Consider the following 19,635-nt stretch of genomic DNA (forward strand, 5'->3'; position numbering starts at 1 on the left):
CTGCATTTTTAATTTCATACACGAATAAAAATCAGCAACTAAGTATTTAGTTTTGCTAAAATCATGCCATAACTAAAATCGATTAAAGATTTATATATCAAGGTATTTATTAGGTTTGGCTAAAACAAGCTGATCGTTATTGGACACTGAATGATCGTTTACGAACAAAAAAAGGCTGCCTTAGGTAGGGCAGCCTTAAAACTGGTTTTTTAATTTAATTAATCCTCCTGATGAGGGCCTACTAATTCAAGAAGCTCGGGTAAATCCATACCCAATTTTTTTAAATGTGAAATTTTTGGAACACCATTTTTCGTCCATCCTCTGCGTGAGTATACTGCATCAAGCAATTTTTCATATTGTGCTTCGCGATGCTTACGGGTGATGGCCATTTTTTCTTGGGTTGTTTTTCCAACCGGATCAATGCCAATGATTTCTTTCATTTGTTTGTCGTATCGTTCTGCTCTTGATTCATATTCTTCAACAGTAACAGGGCCAGCAGCACGATATGGTTGTGCATCATATTTCCTCACCCCAAATCCTTTGCGGAGATTAAAAATACGTTGAAAATTATAAACACGTTCCGACATGGTTATCAGTTCTTCTTTACTGAAATCTTTGCCGGTTACGGCTTTATATATGGCTACATAGTTGTCAACGTGTTCCGGAACTTTTGCAGGTTCCGAGGTTTCAGCATTGTTTGTTGGTTCAACATCATTCCACGGAAGTTTACATAAACCTACCAACCCAAACCAGGTTCTGAACATTGGGAAATAATGCAGCGCTTCGGCTTTAGCTTCGAAAGTCGGGATTTGGTTATTAACCATGTCCATAAATATTAACCAGGCTTCATCGTGTTGCGGGCCTTTATTGGTCATGGCAAATCCACCTTGTTGAGCTAGTGATTCTTTCGAAATATATTCTGAATATTCAAGGCCTTTATTTTCCATCGCAATATCCTGGATGAAATTTGGATCGCCCCAACCATTTTTAATAAATAGTTGTTTCATCTTCCGAACACCCATTCCGGCAATCACACCAAAACCTTCACCTCGGGCTAAGCGATGAAGAAGTTCCATTGCAGAATCTGCATTTCCGAAATTTAATTTTAAACCTCCGGTTCTTTCTTCATTCAAAATGCCATTTTCGTAGCATTCCATTATGAAAGCAAGCAGGGTTCCCCATGAAATGGTACAAATACCATAAGTATCGCAATAAAAGTTTGCTTCAATTACATAATCCGGGTTAAATATTCCACAGTTTGATCCAAGACCACCTGCATTTTCATATTCAGGGCCGTCAACAATTACTTTATCTCCGGCATAGGGGCCTGTTCTTAATTGATAATTATCAACTCCTTTGGCACAAGCCATATTGCAACCTATCCAACATCCGTCAGGAATGCCTTGGGTAAATCTGCTTTTCCAAACTTCTGAATCAATCAACTTCGAATCAGGATGGCTTCCGAATTTATAATTATGAGTAGGAAGGAGATCGTAATTATCCATTATTTCAACAAGGTGAGCGGTTCCTTTGGTTCGCATTTCGCATTGCGAATCATCAAGGTCACGTATTTCTTTGTTGAAGGTTTTGCCTCTTTCCATGATGGCCTGTAAATCTTTTACATCATTCAAATTTCCTTTAACTCCGGGAATCTTAGCAACGATGGCCCTTATTTTTTTGTCGCGGAATACTGTTCCAATACCGCCGCGTCCGGCTTGTTTTAATCTAACAAGTTTCCTTTTAGGATCGTAAAAACTAAAGTTTAGCATTCCAATCAATGAATGGTCCGCAGCTGCTCCTGTTGAAACGATGCCAATATTTTTTTTGTCTTTTTCATCATCGGCAAACATTTCTGTAAGCGTTTCAGTTAAAACATGACTATCAATAGGTTCGTTAGGAGCTTCAAAAATTTCAACTTTATGGTTCACCCCATCAATGTAAATGATTACATCATTTTTTGCTTTTCCCTGAAGTTCAATTGCATCAAAACCTGAGAATTTTAAAAATGGACCAAAAAATCCGCCCACGTTACTATCCATGATCGATTCTGTTTGGGGAGAGATGGTAACAACGATCGATTTTCCGGAACCTGAATATTGTGTAATCCCACCAATTGGTCCTGAAGAAATTACGATTTCGTTTTCAGGATCGTTCCATTTGGTTTCAGGTTTGGTTGCATCCCATAAAAGTCTCAATCCATAGCCCTTACCGCCAATGAATTTTTCTTTCATCGCTGCAGGAACTTTTTTTTCGGTCACATCAGCAGAGCCAACATTTATATGCAACACTTTGTCGGTATATCCTCGGTGTAAAGGGGTCCACTCATATTTCCATTCTTTGAGCATTTTGTGGCTGTTTTTCATTTCTGCAATATTCATATCAATATAGGTTATGATTTATTGTTAATTTTTTAACAAAAATAATTAATTAAAATCAGATGGAATTAAAATGTAATAAAAAAGAGATATGTAAATTTTTGCATATCGCAGAAATAATTAATAATTAGCTGACTTTTAATGATTCATCCTACATATTTAGAATTGTTATAAATTCACTATACCCATATTAATCATATCTTTGTAATTTAGCTTAGGTATTTTTATGGTTCTATAAGATATAAGGACTTAAAGTGAGCTAAAGTTTGGAGTGCCTATAGTATTTGAAAAATAAGATGAAATTCAGGAAATATTTGACTCAATCTTATGATGTTAAACTCCAGACAATTTAGGCACTTTAAACTTTAGGCAATTAAGTGATGACATTTAAAGAAATAAAAGCAATACTTAAGAAAAAAAGAGTCGGGATAGCCGGATGCGGTGGTTTGGGGTCGAATTGCGCGGTAGCACTGGCACGCACCGGAATTGGAAAACTTGTGCTGGCCGATTTTGATGTAGTCAGAAAATCAAACCTAAACCGACAGCATTTTTTTACAGATCAGTTAGGGCAAAAAAAAGTATTTGCACTTGAGGATAATTTATTTTTCATTAATCCAGATGTGAAAATCGAATCTCATCATATTAAACTTGATCCTGAAAGTATTATTAAAATTTTCAGTGAGTGTGATGTTATTATCGAGGCTTTTGACGAGGCTGAGATGAAACAAATGATTATTGAAACAGTACTTGATAAATTCCCTGGTAAACCCATTATTTCCGGTATGGGAATGGCCGGTTATGGTGATAGTAATTCAATAAGGATGGAGCAGCATGATAACTTATATATTTGTGGCGACATGAAAACTGGAATTTCAGAAGAAACGCCACCACTGGCACCTCGGGTTGGAATAGTGGCAATGATGCAGGCAAATCAGGCAATTCAGATATTGCTTGCCTCTGAAAGCTACCTAGGGTTTAAAAAAGCAAGAGAATAAAATTTTAATTATACAAGATGTTAGACGCTAGACATTAGATAGTAAATAGTCTAAAATCTAAAGTATAAAATCTAAAGTCTAAACAAAAATGAAAATTATATTAAATAACCGCGAAGAAGTTATTGAACGAGAGAATCTTACAGTTGAAGAATTGATCCAATATAAAAATTACACCTTTAAATTATTGGTTACAAAAATAAATGAGCAACTGGTTAAAAAGGATGAGCGTAAAACTACCTTTATCAAAAATGGGGATAAGGTTGTCGTATTACACATGATTAGTGGGGGATGATCTAATTTGCTGATGAGTTAATTAGTTGATGTGCTAATGGATTGGGATGGTTTCCCGATCCCGAAAAAATTCGGGTCGGGACGCCATCCCTTACTTGTTTTTTTGACAGCATCTTACACCAAACTTGTAACAAATTCCCCGTACTTTTGTGTCATAATTTAGAATAGAACATTTCACCTCTTCATTTATAAAAATTTCCGTATATTCGATTTTTATTGCTCCCCATTTATTTAAAATTCAAAGAAATGGATTTGATAAAAAAGTTTTTTTTATTTATTGCTCAACCAATTGTTTTGTCATTGCTATTGACATCAATATCAGTACTCTTAATACCTCCTATAAGTAAATACAAATTGAATTTCATAAAAAGTACCCCTATTACTACAAACGATAAAATATTTTATGACGATTTTAACCATGATGGTAATTGTGAGCTTGTTTATTATCATCACCGATTTGATTCAATACATCAATCATATGTTGTTCGCAATAATGACGTTATTGTGGACCAATGGCATTTCGAGGGGGATAAGTTAAATGGTAACAGTATTAATACTGGCGATTTCAATAATGACAATTCAGATGAAATATATCAGGTTATCAGGAAAAATGATTCGGTTTTTTTAATTTATATTGAACCTTTTAAGGCTGATGGAAATATCGACAGTAAGTTTCTGTTTGAGGACAACAACCCAGTCAAGGATTTGCATGTTTGTTCGATTATTTTAAGAGATTTGAACAGAGATGGATTTAAAGAAATTGTTTTTACGATAACAGTTGGTTATTCCGTTTATCCAAGGGCAATTTACGCCTACGACAGGTTTAACGATGAGCTCATTAAGACGCCCAACCTTTGTTTTGCATTGCTTGACACTTTTGTCGATGATATTGATGATGATGGAATTCCGGAGGTTTATTGTTACGGAGGCGCCTACAGTAATTGTGATGATACGGCAGCCTATTCAGACCATTATTCATGGCTGATGGTCTTTAACAATAAGCTGGAATTTTTGTTTGAACCCGTAGAATTAGGGATTTCACCGGCAAATCTTTCTGTTAAGCCTTTTAAACAGGGAGAAATCCCTTATCTACTCTGCTATAATGGCTATAACGGGTATGACGAAAATCCGTCTTTACAATTATTTGACCTTAAAGGGAAATTGTTTAAAAAGCGTGAATTAACTGATAGAGCAAACTTTACCAGTGCTGTTTTATTTTCGTTTGATCAAAAGAGTATATTCATTAGTGCGTCTAATGGAAATACATTTGAGATTAATGAAGAGCTAAATTTAAAATTTATCAAGGAACTTAAACCAGTACGCGCATATCCAATCATTAAGGATATTGATACTGATAGCGAACCCGAATGCCTTATTTTCTCAAAAGATTATAACGGATTGACAATAACAAGAAAAGGTTTAAAACATCCTGTTTATGCAGACTTACGCTTGCCGTCTCATGATGATTTTTTTAGCCTGAATTATCAAAAAGGGAAGCCAACACAGCTAGTTTTCAGCACCATATCAGATGTGCAATTCTTTGAATATTTTGAAAATTTTTTATTCAAGATCAGGCTTCTGATATATTTGGGCATTTTCATATGTTTTATTTTTGGGATTAAACTGATAGACTGGCGACAAAAATATCGTCTGATTCAGAAACAAAACGCGGAAAAACAAATGGCCGAATTACATCTTAAATCGCTAAAAAGCCAGATTGACCCTCACTTTGCATTGAATATTATTAACACCATCGGTGCTCTATATAGTAAGAATCAGGGAGAAAAGGCAGATTATCTGTTCGACAGATACAATATGCTTTTAAAGCAATCGATCCTAACCGCAAATAAAGTGTTTATAAGCCTTGGAGAGGAAATTGAGTTTGTACAAAATTATCTGGAACTTGAAAAATCGAGGTTGCAAAATGGCTTGGTTTACAATATTGATTTTGGCAAGGATGTCAACCGGTCGTTGGAAATCCCCAAAATGTTAATTTACACTTTTGTTGAAAATTCAATCAAGCATGGGATCAGGCATCTGGATAATCCCGGCAGGATCAATATTGAAATTGAAGATGGCAAGAAATGGTATGTCATTAATATCCGTGACAATGGGATTGGCAGGGAGAGGGCTAAAGGCATGGTGTCATTCGGGGCAAAAATGGGATTGCAGATATTGGACCAGGTTCTTGAATACTACCACAAATTGAAAAAGATTAGCATTACATATAAAATAACTGATCTGTACCATGAGGATAATCCGGCTGGGACATTAATTAAAATCAGGATTCCTTTAGGAAAATTTTAAGATAATGAAAAACATTCGCTGTATTTTGCTTGACGATGAAAAAGAGGCAAATGACCGCCTTGAGAGTTTATTGCTGAAAATTGATGGTGTGGAGATTTTATCAAAATTTACAAAGCCTGCATTGGCTATTGAAGATATTTTATCGAAAAAACCGGACCTGGTATTTGTTGATGTGGAGATGTCCGGTAAGACAGGGTTTGAGGTGGTGGAAGAGGTCAGGTTAAATCATTGTTACCCAACTTTCATTTTTGTAACGGCCTATAACCAATATGCCATAGACGCGATAAAAAATGCCGCTTTCGATTATCTGCTGAAGCCCATTAATTTTAACGAACTAAAAAATACCATTGAACGGTTCCGCTCCGAATCGGTGAACCATAAAACCATTGATTTGAATACCTGTTCTGTTTGCTCCAGCCTGAGCGAACGTGAAAAAGAAGTGTTGTTGTTGGTTTTGAAAGGAGAAAACAGTGCTCAAATAGCCAAAAATCTATTTATCACCAAAGCCACGGTTGATTTTCACCGAAAAAACATTTTATTAAAATCCGGCTCGCACAACTTTACCGAATTGGGTAGAAAAATTAACCGGGTTGAGTTTGTTGGTTAAGAAAAAGGGGCGATAGTTTAAAATAGTTTAAAGGGGTTCTATTTCCTCATATTACTTCTTAGAAAACTATATTCTATAATAGGAAATTTCTATTGATTATAAGAGTATGAGCTTTTTGTGATTTTCGTAAATTTTACAATTAAATGTAAGATTTAACTATTTATTAACCAAAAATTTATACGATGAAAAAGATTTATTTTATTGTTTGTTGTTTATTAGTTCCTTTTATCCTTCCTAACAAAGTGAGTGCCCAACAGAAAAACTCTTTTTATACAAAAATCGGATTCTCCTTATTTGAGCCAATTGATGACGATTTCAGAGATTATTATCCTATGGCTATAGGTTATAAAATTGAAGGAGGTAAATATATAAGCAAAGAAGTCCGTGCTGGTATAGGTGTTTCTTGGTATGGAAAAGGCAAGGACAATTATGGGTATAAAGACAAGTTGAGTTTAGGAGATATTTTAGCAAATATTGAATGGGTCCCAACAGGAGTGGATGGTAAAGACTGGTTTTCTATTGGTCTGTCTGCTAAAATGCGATACATGAAAATAAAATATGAAGATGGAGATGAATGGACAGGGGAAGGATTTGGATTCAGTCCAAGAATTGGATCAAATATATTTTTATCCGAAAATGTAAATCTCTTTTTAGAATTGGAGTATGAATTGATAAAAGATTCTGATGATTATGATATTGGTGGAGTGATATTTACGATAGGAATTAAAATTAAATAGTATTTGATAAGATAGATTTTTATTACCTGTATTTAAATTAATTTAAGATTAAAAGTATTCTGAAATGTATAAAAATAGAAGAGTTTTTATTAGAGATTTAGGAATTATTAGTGCAGGAATAATTATTCCAGGTTTTTTAGGATGTGAAGGAGGGGATAAAGTTGAACCTTCTCCAAGACCAAAGCCAGATCCAATTCCAGATCCAATTTTAACTCCTTTTCAAAAATATAATATTTCTGTAGATTCTCCTCCAAACAGAAAGGCTTTGTTTGAAACTGTGCGAGGGGTTTCTGATTCTCAGGGAATTTTGAAGTTTTCTAGTAGTTTTGGAAGTGATTCTTTTTTTGTTTCAAATAGGTGGGGAACAGAAACGCTTTCTGGAATTAAAGGAAATTGTTTTTTTCATAGAACAGATAGAACAAAGCGAGCAGTTTATGTTGAAGATGAAGGAAGAAAATATTATCCTAATTTATCTTTTCCCTATGCTGCTGGAACCAAAAGTGGAGGTATAATTACTCTGGATAAGAAAATTGATGGAAAAGGAATTATGGGTACATGGGCCAAAAAGCTTGATGATTCTTTACCATCTTGGAATTGGGAAAAGATTGATGATAAACCTGGATCAATTTATTTAGGAGATTGGACTTTTGATGAAATAAGAAATTTTAATACCACTTTAAAGAATGGTAGTTTGATTATTACTTCAACGATTCCTAATACAGTTACTGCTGCAGCATATACAGTGCTTTCAACGGCTGGAGATGTTTTAAATGGTATTGATGATTTGATTTCAATTATAAATTATCTTTCTCCGGGAACAATTGATAAAACTAAACGATATGCTTGGTATCAACCAATTCCTTTTGTGCCGTTTGTTTCTTTGTTTGAACCGGCTGGAGAATTGTTAAAATATAAAGCAGAAGATATAAAAGAATTTTTTCCCTCGGAAATTGGCAATTCATGGAAATATTTGGTTGGAAATAATTTGTATGAAATGAAAATCAATGGTTTGAGAAATATTAAAGGAAAAGATTTATTTGTTTCTAAAGGAGTTGATGGAATTGAAGAATATCTTGGATTTTCTGGAAATACTCTAAATCATTATGGGTTTAATCTTTCGGGAATTGGAGATGTATTTTTTGATCCACCTATTTCTTTTGGAGATTCACAAATACAAAAAGGCAAAACTTATTCTTCAAATTCAAAAATTATTTGTGAGAATTATCCAAATTTAGTTGGGAATGTACAGGAATCTTTTTATTATGAAAATCGTGAAGTGGCTGCTCCTTTTAATAAACCCTATGGAGGTTGTTTTAAGATTAGAGAACAAACAAATTTGCAATTAACAAATGGAAGTCAGACTGTTAATGACGGGGGAACTTTTTATCATTGGCATGCTAAAAATATTGGGAGAGTTCAATCTGAAATAAATGGCATAGTTTTTCCCTTGTATGAATTTAATTTAGAGAACTTGAAAAGTGCAGGGAGTTTTAAAAAGTTAGAAAAAAAGGTTTCAACATCAGGAATAGTGGTAGAAGCGATTAGGAAATTGATTTAAGGGTGCTTTTCTAAAGAGAGATTTAAACTTACGGGAAAAAATAATTTCCGTCTATGAAATTAGACTTTTGTATACATGAATTTCAGTTAAGAATGAAATAACTTTTGTAAGTAAATCCATCTAATAATGGGAAATATGAAACACATAAAAAAAAATGGATAAAAAACCCAAATTTGATTTTATATACCTTTTAATTGTAATCGGTATTATTTTCCTGCTTGTAAAACATCAGGATTTATCCACGGAAAATTTAATCCTGTATTTGGTATTTTTTGATATCGTTGTTGGGTTTGTGCTAATTGGGAAAGGCTTTTTTAAATGGGACATGAGCTATATTTTCACCGGGGCCTTTTGTGCATTATGTGCTTATTATTCCTATAAAGAAATGAATGATTCTTCTTTGTTGTTCCTTATTATTGGAGGCTTGGTTGGGATTGGTAACCATGTGCGGAAATCATTCAAAAAATATATTGGGTAAAATATAAACCGGGACGACATTCTATTGAAACCGATTATCATCACGAACAACGTTTAGCACAAAAAAATAAAGAATATTAATATCGAAAATATTAAAAATTGCCTTATTTCAATAAACGTAGAGATATGAATCTTAGTAATTTCTTAAAACAAATTATTTTAACTATAATTATTAGTGGATTTTGTGTTAGTGTATTAGGTCAATCTTCATATTCTGTAAAAGTATTTCCAAAACAATCAAATGGTTGGACTGGAAGTGTTAAGAAGGATTATAATGGCAATGTTGATGATATTGACAATGAAATTCATGTTGGAAAACCTACTTTAGGATGGCCACACAGAGGTTTTATTATTTTTAATATAGAATCTTGGATCCCAACATTAGCAACTATTCAAAAAATAGAGCTTTATTTATGGCCATATAATTCAGGAGGATGGGATCACTACTTAATTATAACTCATTTGACAGAAGCTCATATTAGAGATAGAGGGGTAGATCTTTGGAATTCAATATCTTCATCAAATTCATTATATTATGGAGATGCTTTAAAATCCATTGAAGATAAGTGGGTTAAGATTGAATTGAATGCTCGGGCTGTACACGAATTACAATCTTTAAGCTCTGCGGCTGAAAGGTATTTTGGAATCGGTTTGATGGAAGGTGGTGATGACGCTAATAGATCATCTATTTTTGGTTATTCTAATAACACTTACCGGCCCTATTTGCAAGTTTATTATACATTACCTCCCCCACTGTCTTCGATAACTATAAGTGGGTCAACTTCAGTAAACGAAAACAGTTCGGCAAGTTATACTTGTACGGCTAAATATACGGATGGGTCTTCTAAAAACGTAACAAATTCTGCAACATGGAGCGAGAACTCAAATTATGCAACAATCAATTCGAGCGGGGTTTTGACAACCAGTTCAGTCAATTCTGACCAGTCTTGCACAATTACAGCAAGCTATAGTGGAAAATCTGATACTCACAATATCACAATTAAAAATCTTGCTCCAACACTTTCTTCGATAACCATTATTGGTTCAACTTCGGTGAATGAAAATAGTTCTGCTAGTTATACTTGTACTGCAAATTATTCTGACGGCTCTACCCAGAATGTAACAAATTCAACCACATGGAGTGAGAATTCAAGTTATGCAACTATTAATTCAAGTGGAGACTTAACAACCAGTTCTGTTACTTCAGACCAATCTTGTACAATTTCGGCAAGTTATGGAGGAAAATCTGATACTCACAATATCACAATTAAAAATATTCCCGGAACTCTATCTTCAATAACAATTAGTGGTCCGACTTCGGTGAATGAAAATAGTTCGGCAAATTATACCTGTACTGCAAATTATTCTGATGGAACTACCCAGAATGTAACAAATTCTGCAACTTGGAGTGAAGATTCAGACTATGCAAATATAAACTCAAGTGGCACGTTAACAACTTTGTCTGTTAATGATGATAAAGCCGCTTATCTTAGAGCAAGTTATGGGGGAATGACTATTGGTTACTGGATTACAATTAAGAATATTCCTGTTACAATGTCGACAATAACAATTAGTGGCCCAATTACAGTAAATGAAAATAGTACTGCTAGTTATACGTGTACAGCTAATTATTCTGACGGGAGTTCCCAAATCGTAACCTTTGTCACTTGGAGTGATAATTCAGACTATGCAACTATAAATACTAATGGAATCTTAACAACAAGTTCAGTCAATTCAGATCAGTCTTGTACAATTACTGCTATTTATGGCGGCAAATCAGACACACACAATATTACAATTAAAAATGTTACCTCAACACCAATACTGTCATTAATAACCATAAGTGGTTCAACAACGGTGAATGAAAATAGTTCTGCTAGTTATACCTGTACTGCAAATTATTCTGACGGCTCTACCCAAAATGTGACAAATTCTGCCACATGGACCGAGAATTCAAGCTATGCAACAATCAATTCCAGTGGAGTTTTGATAACCGGTTCAGTCAGCTCTGACCAGTCTTGTACTATTATCGCTACTTATAGTGGGAAATCTGTCACTCACAATATCACAATTAAAGATGTTGCTGCTTCACTTTCTTCAATAACCATTAATGGTCCGACTTCTGTGAATGAAAACAGTTATGCAAGTTATACCTGTACTGCAAATTATTCTGATGGCTCTACCCAAAATGTAACAAATTCTACAACATGGAGCGAGAATTCAAGCTATGCAACCATTAATTCAAGCGGAGTTTTAACAACCGGTTCAGTCAATTCCGACCAGTCATGTACAATTACAGCGACTTATAGTGGAAAATCTAACACACGCAATATCACAATCTTGAAATCAAATAATAATATCAGTAATCTTGCCCTTTCTACAAATGGAGCTGTTGCATCGGCCAGTTCAGAGGGTTCATATGAAGGTGTACGTTATGCTTACTTCTCTAACGATAATGACCTGAATTCATTTTGGGCAAATGATGGAAATTTACCATCTTGGTTAAAAATTGGATTGAAACAAACTTATGTATTAGATTCTTTAGGTATCTTATGGAGTGGTCATAATCAAACATTTAACATTTTACTATCTGTAGATAATTCAAACTGGACAAAGATTATTTCGCAAAAAGAATCAAATACAAATGCATATTATCTGGGGAGTATATATTATGCTAGTGATAAATCATATCAGAGTATCATAATAAATCCAACGATTGCAAAATATATTAAAGTGGAAATTACGCAATCTAGTGCTCCATCTACTCATAAATTTAAAGCAATCATTAATGAACTAAAGGCTTTTGGAACAACCACAACAGGAATAAATGATGATATCCAAAATGCTAATTTGAAAGTATTTCCAAACCCAACCAATGATAAGCTAACCATTGAAATTAAGGATTGTGTTAATGAACCTTACACTTTCGAGATCTATGATAGTTATGGTAAGATTTTAAAGAAGTTTGAAGAGCATTTAGTAATCGGTAATTATAGAAAAATAATTGACTGTTCTCAATTTTCAAACGGGGCTTATTTTTTAAAAATCACCTCCAAGAAAGGAAACCATACCCATAAGTTTACTATTATTCATTAAGATTGATGAACAGTGACAATGCCAAGTTTAACATAAATCCCCCGGATAAAATGAATATTTACCCGGGCTGGCGGATAAAAAAGAATTTGGGATGTAGTTGGGTTTTATGGTTAATTATATTAGGGGCCATCGGGTATTTATTATTTTTTCTAATTGTGGGTGATTGATTAGTGGAAACGGGAAGCCATCCCATGGCTATAGGCAAAATATTGTAATTAAATTTACAAAAACAAGCTTAATTTTGTACTTTTAAATGCAAAATTCAGCATTATGTATGTCCGTGATCTAAGAAATCCTTTAACCCAATGGATAAACCGAAAAGAATTTATTATTTTGTAGGGGCTCAGTAGGTAGGTAATACTACCTTATTACAATAATTATTAAACTGAATGAAGATGCAGTCAGAGACAGGACAACTTCCGCCCTTTAGCGGAAGCCATCCCAACATTCTAAACAACTTCCGCCACCACAAAAGTACTTCCACCAATAAAAACCATGTCGTTACTGGTAGCATTATTTACCGCCGAATTATATGCTTCTCTTACCGAACCATAACTTTGCCCTCTTAGCCCTGCTTTATGGGCTTGTTCTTCTAGTACTTTTTCATCCAGTGCACGCGGGATTTCGGCCTTGCAAAAATAGTAAGTTGCATTGCGAGGTAGTAAATTTAATAGGTCACAAATATTTTTGTCGTTCACAAAACCAAGGACAAAATGCAATTGATTGCACTGTATTCCTTTTAATTGATTGACCACCGCTGTGATCCCATCCTTATTATGCCCTGTATCGCAAATGGTGAGTGGGTTTTTTGAAAGGATTTGCCATCTGCCTTTTAATCCGGTATTGATTAAAACATCTTCGATGCCTTCTTTTACTATAGGTACAATAAGTCCGTACTTATCAGCTAACAAATCGCATGCTTGTATCACCGTCACAATATTTTCTGATTGATACGCTCCTAATAAAGGACATTGTAAATGTTCGATATAGAGTTCGGATGCTCTCCAAACATCATATTCGCTGAATTCAAGCGTTGAATTGGTCAGTTGTTTTGCGTCAAAAATATCTTCAGCAAAAAAGATATTCGTTTTTTGCTGCAATGCTTTTTCTATAAAAATTTGCTGAGTTTCCGATTGTCTTTTTCCAATGATTATCGGGATCTCTACTTTAATAATCTCGGCTTTTTCGCCTGCAATTTTCTCCAATGTGTCACCCAGGAATTGCATATGATCCATCCCGATATTTGTAATGATACTTAATTCTGGAGTTATCAGATTGGTTGAATCCAGTCGTCCACCCATGCCTGTTTCAATGATGGCCATATCCACTTTTTCATTCTCAAAATACTGAAAAGCCAGGCCAACAGTCATTTCAAAAAATGAAGGCTTAATGGTTTCAAATGAACTTTTATATTTTTCTACAAAATCAATGACCTTTTCTTCAGGTATCATTTGACCATTAATCTTGATCCTTTCCCTGAAATCGTTCAAATGCGGCGACGTATAAAGTCCGGTTTTATAGCCTGCGGTTTGAAAAATTGAAGCCAGCATATGCGCAACCGAACCTTTGCCATTGGTTCCGGCAATATGAATGGAATTAAAATGCGCTTGCGGATTGTTCAAAATTCCTAAAAGGGCAATGGTATTGTCAAGATTCGCTTTATAAGCAACTTTTCCCACACGCTGATACATGGGTAATTGACTAAATAAATAGTCAAGTGTTTCTGTGTAATTCATGGGGCAAAATTAAGCGTTTTGCGTTGAATTGCTTTGTCGTGCCAGATTTCTTTTCTTCCTCCAATCTTCTTCTGTTAACGGGGGGATTTTTATATTGTTTGCACCTTTTTGTACTAAGCTTAATGCTTCGCTGGAACAGGTGCTTACACAAAGCCCGCATCCAAAACAAAAAGTGGTATTTACAACACTTATCCCATCATCTATTGATAGGGCATTGAACTGGCAGCGGTCGATACAAACTTCACAACCATTGCATAAATCGGGATCAACCACCGCGTAAAAATCGGAACGGGCAATGGCACTTAGGCTGCCGTGTTCGGTAATTCCCCTGAGAACCCCACAAGAGCAACTACAACAATTGCAGATATAGGTTACGTCGTGTTGTGCATTATTGGTTGAATGGACCAAACCCGCTTTATCTGCTTCATCAAGTATTTTTAGGGCTTCCTCTTTTGTAAGTGATCGAATATCATCTGTTCGGTCAAAGGCTCCGACTTTTGATGAGAAAACAAGGCAATTCTCAATGGGATGATCACAGCCTTGACCAATTAAGTTTTTCTGAACCCGGCAGATGCACTTTAATACTCCCCACGAATTAGCTCCATTCAGGTATGTAGAAGCTTTTTCATAAGGCATCACGTCGATGTTCACGGGGATTGTTTTCTCAACAGGAATTACCCGATGAACAGAAGGATCGACCATCATCACATGATGAAATGCTTCATGGTAATATTCCTCGAAAAGTTCAGCAAATTCTTTGTCGATTTTAGCATTTTGACGTTCGTAAAACCCGACAACAAAAGGCATCAGGGAAAAAACCAATCCTTTAGCTTCTTCACGGCGAAGTTCTATCAAGCCCTTCTTAACCATGGTTATTAAGCTGGATTTAACCAATGCTTCATCCGAGGATGCTCTTATAGCAATTTCGCTGATACTTTGCGGAATCAGGCTTAATGATGTTGCTAGCCTTGCTTCTTCTTCAGTAAAAAGTTTAGCCAATATTTTTAATTCAACGCCGCTTTTGGTTTTTGGATAACCATTGGGTATTTGATCGAGTAAATCAGCAAGTTCCTGGTAGATGTTTTTCATGAGGGCAAATTAGTATTTTTTTAGACAAATTCAAGAATTGCCTTCAGACAAAAATTAATTGATGCGAATAAAATTATAGGTAATTGTTCCTCTTTGTAAATCTGGAGCGGATGGATTTTCCGAAAATTTTGCCTGTAATGCAGCTTCTCTGGCCAGGCGACGAAGGTTTATATCGGAGATATTGGTTCCTTTTGCTCCATCATCTGCCTTTACAACCAACCCTTCACGATTGACCCAAATATTTACAACAACCCGGCCCTGTTCAGGCGAAGTATAGGTTGGTTTAGGGATAACTTTAGCACCACGCCCTTCTAAACTGTATGAAATTCCTGATCCTTCTCCACCGAGTCCTTCATAGTTTACCGATTCGGGAGTTCCATGAACCTGACCTTGATCTCCTGTACCACCTGCAACACCTTGGTTGGTACCACTCGGTTTCTTATAAAGTGCATTGGGGTTGACTACAGGTTCAGGGACTTTTTCGACAGGTTTTTCGACAGGTTCTCTCTTTTTGTACAAGGCATTTGGATTAACAACGGGCACTGTTTTTTCTTCCTTAACTTCTTCTTTCTTTTTTTCAGGCTTGATGATGGCAGGTGTTTCCTCGGTTTCCTGTTGAATGATCTTTTCTTCAACAATTTTTTCTTTAACAACAGGCTTTTCCGGTGGGAGTTCAACCACCTTTTCTTCCTGTTTCTTTTCTGCAACTTCTTCCTTTTTTTCAGATGCCTGCGATACTTCTTCTGGAATAGCTTGCTGAATAACACCGCTTCCCTGATCACTGTTCCCTATGTTTACTTCTACACCTTCTTCACCGGGTAATGGCAAAGGGGTTGTTAAACCGAAAAATAGCAGAACTGACAAAACCAGTAAATGGTAAATGATTGTTCCAATAACTCCCTTTATTTTTTCTTTTTTGTTGCTCATTATCGCGGTTTTGTGGCGAGAATTACCTTATGTTTTGTTGTATGTTTTTTATTAATGGTGTTTACAGCATCAATTACGTCAACAACATATTGAACGGGTACGCTTTGATCCGATCTCAATACAATTGAAGCTTCTGTTTCTCCACTGATATTTCTGTAAATATGATCTTCCAATTGATTTTTAGTCACCATATTTTCATTTACAAAATACTGAAACTGATCGTTGATGTATACCGTTGTGGTTTGCTTAGCCATGGTTTTACTACTGCTGGACGGAAGGAGCAGCTTTATTGCATTTGGACTAACCAAAGTAGAAGTGAGCATGAAGAAGATCAATAGTAAAAAAACCAGATCGGACATCGATGCGGTGCTAAAATCAGTTTTTCGCTTATTTCTTGATTGAATGGCCATTTGATTTTAATTAGCAGGTTCGTGTAACAAATCCATAAATTCGGTAGCCCTTGCTTCAAGTTTGTAGATCAGTTTTTCTATTCTGGCAACCAGCATATTATACCCAATGTATGCCATAATACCCACAATTAACCCGGCAACCGTAGTAACCATGGCTTGATAAATCCCTCCTGAAAGTAAGGAGATGTCAATATTATTGCCGGCCATCGACATATCATAAAATGCCCTAATCATTCCAATTACCGTACCTAAAAATCCCAGCATAGGTGCAGCACCCGAAATAGTTGCCAAACCTGCAATGTTTTTCTCAAGCTGCGATACTTCAAGCTTTCCAACATTTTCGATTGCGGCGTTTATGTCACCAAGTGGTTTTCCTATTCGTTTTAACCCTTTCTCAATCATGCGAGAAATTGGGCTGGAATTGTTCTTACAAAGAGATAATGCTGAATCTACTCTTCCATCATGAATGAAATCGCGGATATTGTTCATGAAATTATTTTCTTCACGGGAAGCTTTCATAATTGCAAAGTATCTTTCGATGAAAATATACATTGCAATGATGGAGAAAATCCCAAGGATAACCATGATCCATCCACCTTTAATTGCAAGTTCAAGAACTGATAAAGTGATCTCAGTTGGTTCTTCGCCAGCCAGATTTGGTTGGGTGGCAAGTTGTAGTAAAAGAAAGTTTAACATTATCATTAATTTTTTAAAATAAATGTACTACTAATCGATATCATGCCTGATTTAAAAGACGCTAATTTTAAACATTGATTTGTTAATATAACTATGTTTTTAAGGAAATATTATCTGAGAAACATTTTCATCATATAATTTTAACAGTTGTTTTTGTTGACTCATATTAAATAAATTTCTTTATCCTCTTTAGCAAGTAGGGTTCTTCGTATTCGAGAATCAGTCGAAAGAACAAATCAAGTTTGGGAAATAGATATTACCTATATCTCAATGAAACGTAGAGTTATACATTTATTTGCTTATGAGAATGGTACCGATTAATGGAAAGGGTTGAATAGCTGTTTTAACATTCTATTGTGATCAACGACTGCATTAAACCAAGTGAAAAATACTATTCTTGTTGTTCGGCCAACGTTGTTAATATTCAAAAAAAAGAGAGAAAATAAAGAAATAAAATATACTTTTGTCAAGCCAAAAAATACTCTCTGAGCTAGGGCAATTTTTTGTCCGAAAGAGTTTGGAGTATTATAAAAATTGACACTTGTAACGCAATAATATATGATTGAAAAACAAAAAAAACGAACAGGAAAACTGATAGCAATTCAGGACTCGTTGGTTCAGGCACGTTTTTTTGATGAAGTAATTATGGGAGAAACAGCCGAAATAGCAGTAGAAGGGAAATTGCTTCAGGCAGAAGTGCTTCAAATAAAACCCGATCCAACAAATAAGGATACAGGAGGTGTTGTGGAAATGCAGGTTTTTGAAGACCTCACGGGTGCAAAAATTGGTGATTTGGTCGAGTTTACAGGCACCCCATTGTCAGTTCTGTTAGGTCCCGGACTACTCACAAGTGTTTGGGATGGTTTGCAAAATGCACTCTACACCCTAGGCAAAGAAGACGCCTATCTTCGCCCGGGAATGAAGGCACCTGCTTTGGATGAAGAAAAACTTTGGGAGTTTACACCTTCGATAAAAAAAGGAGATACTGTTAACGGAGGCGACACAATTGGCTCGGTTCCGGAGGGAAGATTTGAGCATAAAATATTGGTACCCTTTATCTTGGGCAAATGTACAGTTGAGAGTATTATTGAAAAAATATCAATAAATATTAAAGAAACCGTTGCTGTTGTAAAAGATGAATTGAACAATACCCATGAATTAAAACTCGTGTTCAGACAACCGGTAAAAAGTCCGATTCCGTTCAAAGAACGTACAATTCCAAAAAAAACCATATCAACCGGAGTGCGCATAATCGACCTGCTTGCACCTGTAGCTTACGGTGGAACGGTTGGAAACCCCGGCCCATTTGGTGCGGGTAAAACAGTAATGCAACATATGCTTTGTAAGTATGCACTTGCCGACATCATTGTAATGGCAGCCTGTGGTGAGCGCGCCGGAGAAGCTGTAGAAGTATTTAAAGATTTTGCAGAGCTGGAAGACCCGTCAACCGGCGAATCACTGATGAACCGTATGTGTATTTTCGGAAACACAAGTTCAATGCCGGTTGCTGCTCGTGAAGCGAGTGTTTTTATCGCGCTTACCGTTGGTGAATATTATCGTTATCAAGGATTTAATGTAATTATGCTTGCCGATTCTACATCGCGATGGGCACAAGCATTGCGTGAACGTAGCGGACGACAGGGGGATATTCCCGGACCGGAAGCCTTCCCAATGGATATTCCCGACCAGATTAAAGGTATGTATCAGCGTGCAGGGGCAGATGCAAAAACCGGTGGTTCGCTTACATTTATCGGAACAGTTTCACCTGCAGGTGGTAACTTTCAGGAGCCTGTAACACAGGCAACAATGGACTCAACAGGAGGTTTCTGGGGTTTATCGCAAGACAGGGCTGATGCAAAAAAATATCCGGCTATTGACCCGCTGGCTTATACAACATCAGTTTACGACAGCTTTATATCATGGGACGACCGAAACAAAATACTTTCTACTCTATATGAAGCTAACGGAATTGACCAAACCATCAGCACAATAGGGCTTAAAAAAGTACCAGTGGACAAATATATTCATTTCCAAAAAGGACTAACCATTGATTTTTGCGTACTACAACAAAACGGATTTCACGATTTAGACGCTTGTACCCGTCCGGAAAGACTTAATATAATCAACAAATCAGTTCAGGATTTAATAGATAGCAATATTGAATTTACACAGGACAATAAAGAAGACGATGAGTTTAAACTATTCATAAAATCAAAATTTGACAACCTACGTCAATGGTGGAAAGACTGGAACGAAAGTGCCAAATCAGATGAAGAAATTGCAAAACTTCCGGAAAAAATCAATCAATTTATTCATCAAAAAGAACTATAAATA

15 protein-coding genes are annotated in these 19,635 nt (G+C 35.7%); 9 read left to right on the forward strand and 6 right to left on the reverse strand.

What is annotated here, in order from left to right; genetic code table 11:
• Positions 1-218: 218 nt before the first annotated feature.
• Entirely contained in the window at positions 219-2,378 is a 2,160-nt protein-coding gene (locus tag KKG99_08920) for an aldehyde:ferredoxin oxidoreductase (GenBank protein MBU1013117.1), read from the reverse strand.
• A 374-nt stretch (positions 2,379-2,752) separates the two neighbouring features.
• Between KKG99_08920 and thiF the strand changes: the two genes are divergently transcribed.
• The 8 genes from thiF (at position 2,753) to KKG99_08960 (ending at position 12,443) form a co-directional block, all read left to right on the forward strand.
• Entirely contained in the window at positions 2,753-3,370 is a 618-nt protein-coding gene (gene thiF, locus KKG99_08925; protein ID MBU1013118.1) for a sulfur carrier protein ThiS adenylyltransferase ThiF, read from the forward strand.
• 88 nt (positions 3,371-3,458) lie between these two features.
• On the forward strand, positions 3,459-3,662 hold the full coding sequence (gene thiS / locus KKG99_08930; protein ID MBU1013119.1) for a sulfur carrier protein ThiS: 204 nt from the start codon (positions 3,459-3,461) through the stop codon (positions 3,660-3,662).
• A 245-nt stretch (positions 3,663-3,907) separates the two neighbouring features.
• Positions 3,908-5,968 carry a histidine kinase gene (locus KKG99_08935; protein ID MBU1013120.1) on the forward strand — a complete coding sequence of 687 codons (2,061 nt, stop codon included), beginning with the start codon at positions 3,908-3,910 and terminating at the stop codon, positions 5,966-5,968.
• Between the two features lie 4 nt (positions 5,969-5,972).
• On the forward strand, positions 5,973-6,575 hold the full coding sequence (locus KKG99_08940) for a DNA-binding response regulator (GenBank protein MBU1013121.1): 603 nt from the start codon (positions 5,973-5,975) through the stop codon (positions 6,573-6,575).
• Between the two features lie 182 nt (positions 6,576-6,757).
• A complete protein-coding gene (locus tag KKG99_08945) occupies positions 6,758-7,312 on the forward strand; it encodes an outer membrane beta-barrel protein (protein ID MBU1013122.1) in 555 nt (184 codons plus the stop codon).
• A 64-nt stretch (positions 7,313-7,376) separates the two neighbouring features.
• Positions 7,377-8,870 carry a hypothetical protein gene (locus tag KKG99_08950; protein ID MBU1013123.1) on the forward strand — a complete coding sequence of 498 codons (1,494 nt, stop codon included), beginning with the start codon at positions 7,377-7,379 and terminating at the stop codon, positions 8,868-8,870.
• Between the two features lie 154 nt (positions 8,871-9,024).
• A complete protein-coding gene (locus tag KKG99_08955) occupies positions 9,025-9,348 on the forward strand; it encodes a hypothetical protein (protein ID MBU1013124.1) in 324 nt (107 codons plus the stop codon).
• A 125-nt stretch (positions 9,349-9,473) separates the two neighbouring features.
• Positions 9,474-12,443: a T9SS type A sorting domain-containing protein gene (locus tag KKG99_08960; protein MBU1013125.1), complete on the forward strand. Its 2,970-nt coding sequence runs from the start codon at positions 9,474-9,476 to the stop codon at positions 12,441-12,443.
• 449 nt (positions 12,444-12,892) lie between these two features.
• Here KKG99_08960 and KKG99_08965 read toward each other — a convergent pair whose 3' ends face one another.
• Genes KKG99_08965 through KKG99_08985 form a run of 5 tightly spaced genes read right to left on the reverse strand, consistent with a single transcriptional unit; the run spans position 12,893 to position 17,301 of the window.
• A complete protein-coding gene (locus KKG99_08965; GenBank protein MBU1013126.1) occupies positions 12,893-14,179 on the reverse strand; it encodes a bifunctional folylpolyglutamate synthase/dihydrofolate synthase in 1,287 nt (428 codons plus the stop codon).
• A 9-nt stretch (positions 14,180-14,188) separates the two neighbouring features.
• A complete protein-coding gene (locus tag KKG99_08970; GenBank protein MBU1013127.1) occupies positions 14,189-15,268 on the reverse strand; it encodes a 4Fe-4S binding protein in 1,080 nt (359 codons plus the stop codon).
• A 54-nt stretch (positions 15,269-15,322) separates the two neighbouring features.
• Positions 15,323-16,195: a hypothetical protein gene (locus KKG99_08975; protein ID MBU1013128.1), complete on the reverse strand. Its 873-nt coding sequence runs from the start codon at positions 16,193-16,195 to the stop codon at positions 15,323-15,325.
• The gene (locus KKG99_08980) at positions 16,195-16,605 is read right to left on the reverse strand and encodes a biopolymer transporter ExbD (protein ID MBU1013129.1); all 411 of its coding nucleotides are present in this window, start codon (positions 16,603-16,605) and stop codon (positions 16,195-16,197) included. The genes KKG99_08975 and KKG99_08980 overlap by 1 nt, the downstream gene beginning before the upstream one ends.
• Before the next feature lie 6 nt (positions 16,606-16,611).
• Positions 16,612-17,301, reverse strand: coding sequence for a MotA/TolQ/ExbB proton channel family protein (locus KKG99_08985; GenBank protein ID MBU1013130.1), 690 nt, complete (start codon positions 17,299-17,301; stop codon positions 16,612-16,614).
• A 558-nt stretch (positions 17,302-17,859) separates the two neighbouring features.
• Between KKG99_08985 and KKG99_08990 the strand changes: the two genes are divergently transcribed.
• On the forward strand, positions 17,860-19,632 hold the full coding sequence (locus KKG99_08990) for a V-type ATP synthase subunit A (GenBank protein ID MBU1013131.1): 1,773 nt from the start codon (positions 17,860-17,862) through the stop codon (positions 19,630-19,632).
• The last annotated feature ends 3 nt before the right edge of the window (positions 19,633-19,635 follow it).

Source organism: Bacteroidota bacterium, assembly GCA_018816945.1.
Taxonomy (GTDB): Bacteria; Bacteroidota; Bacteroidia; order Bacteroidales.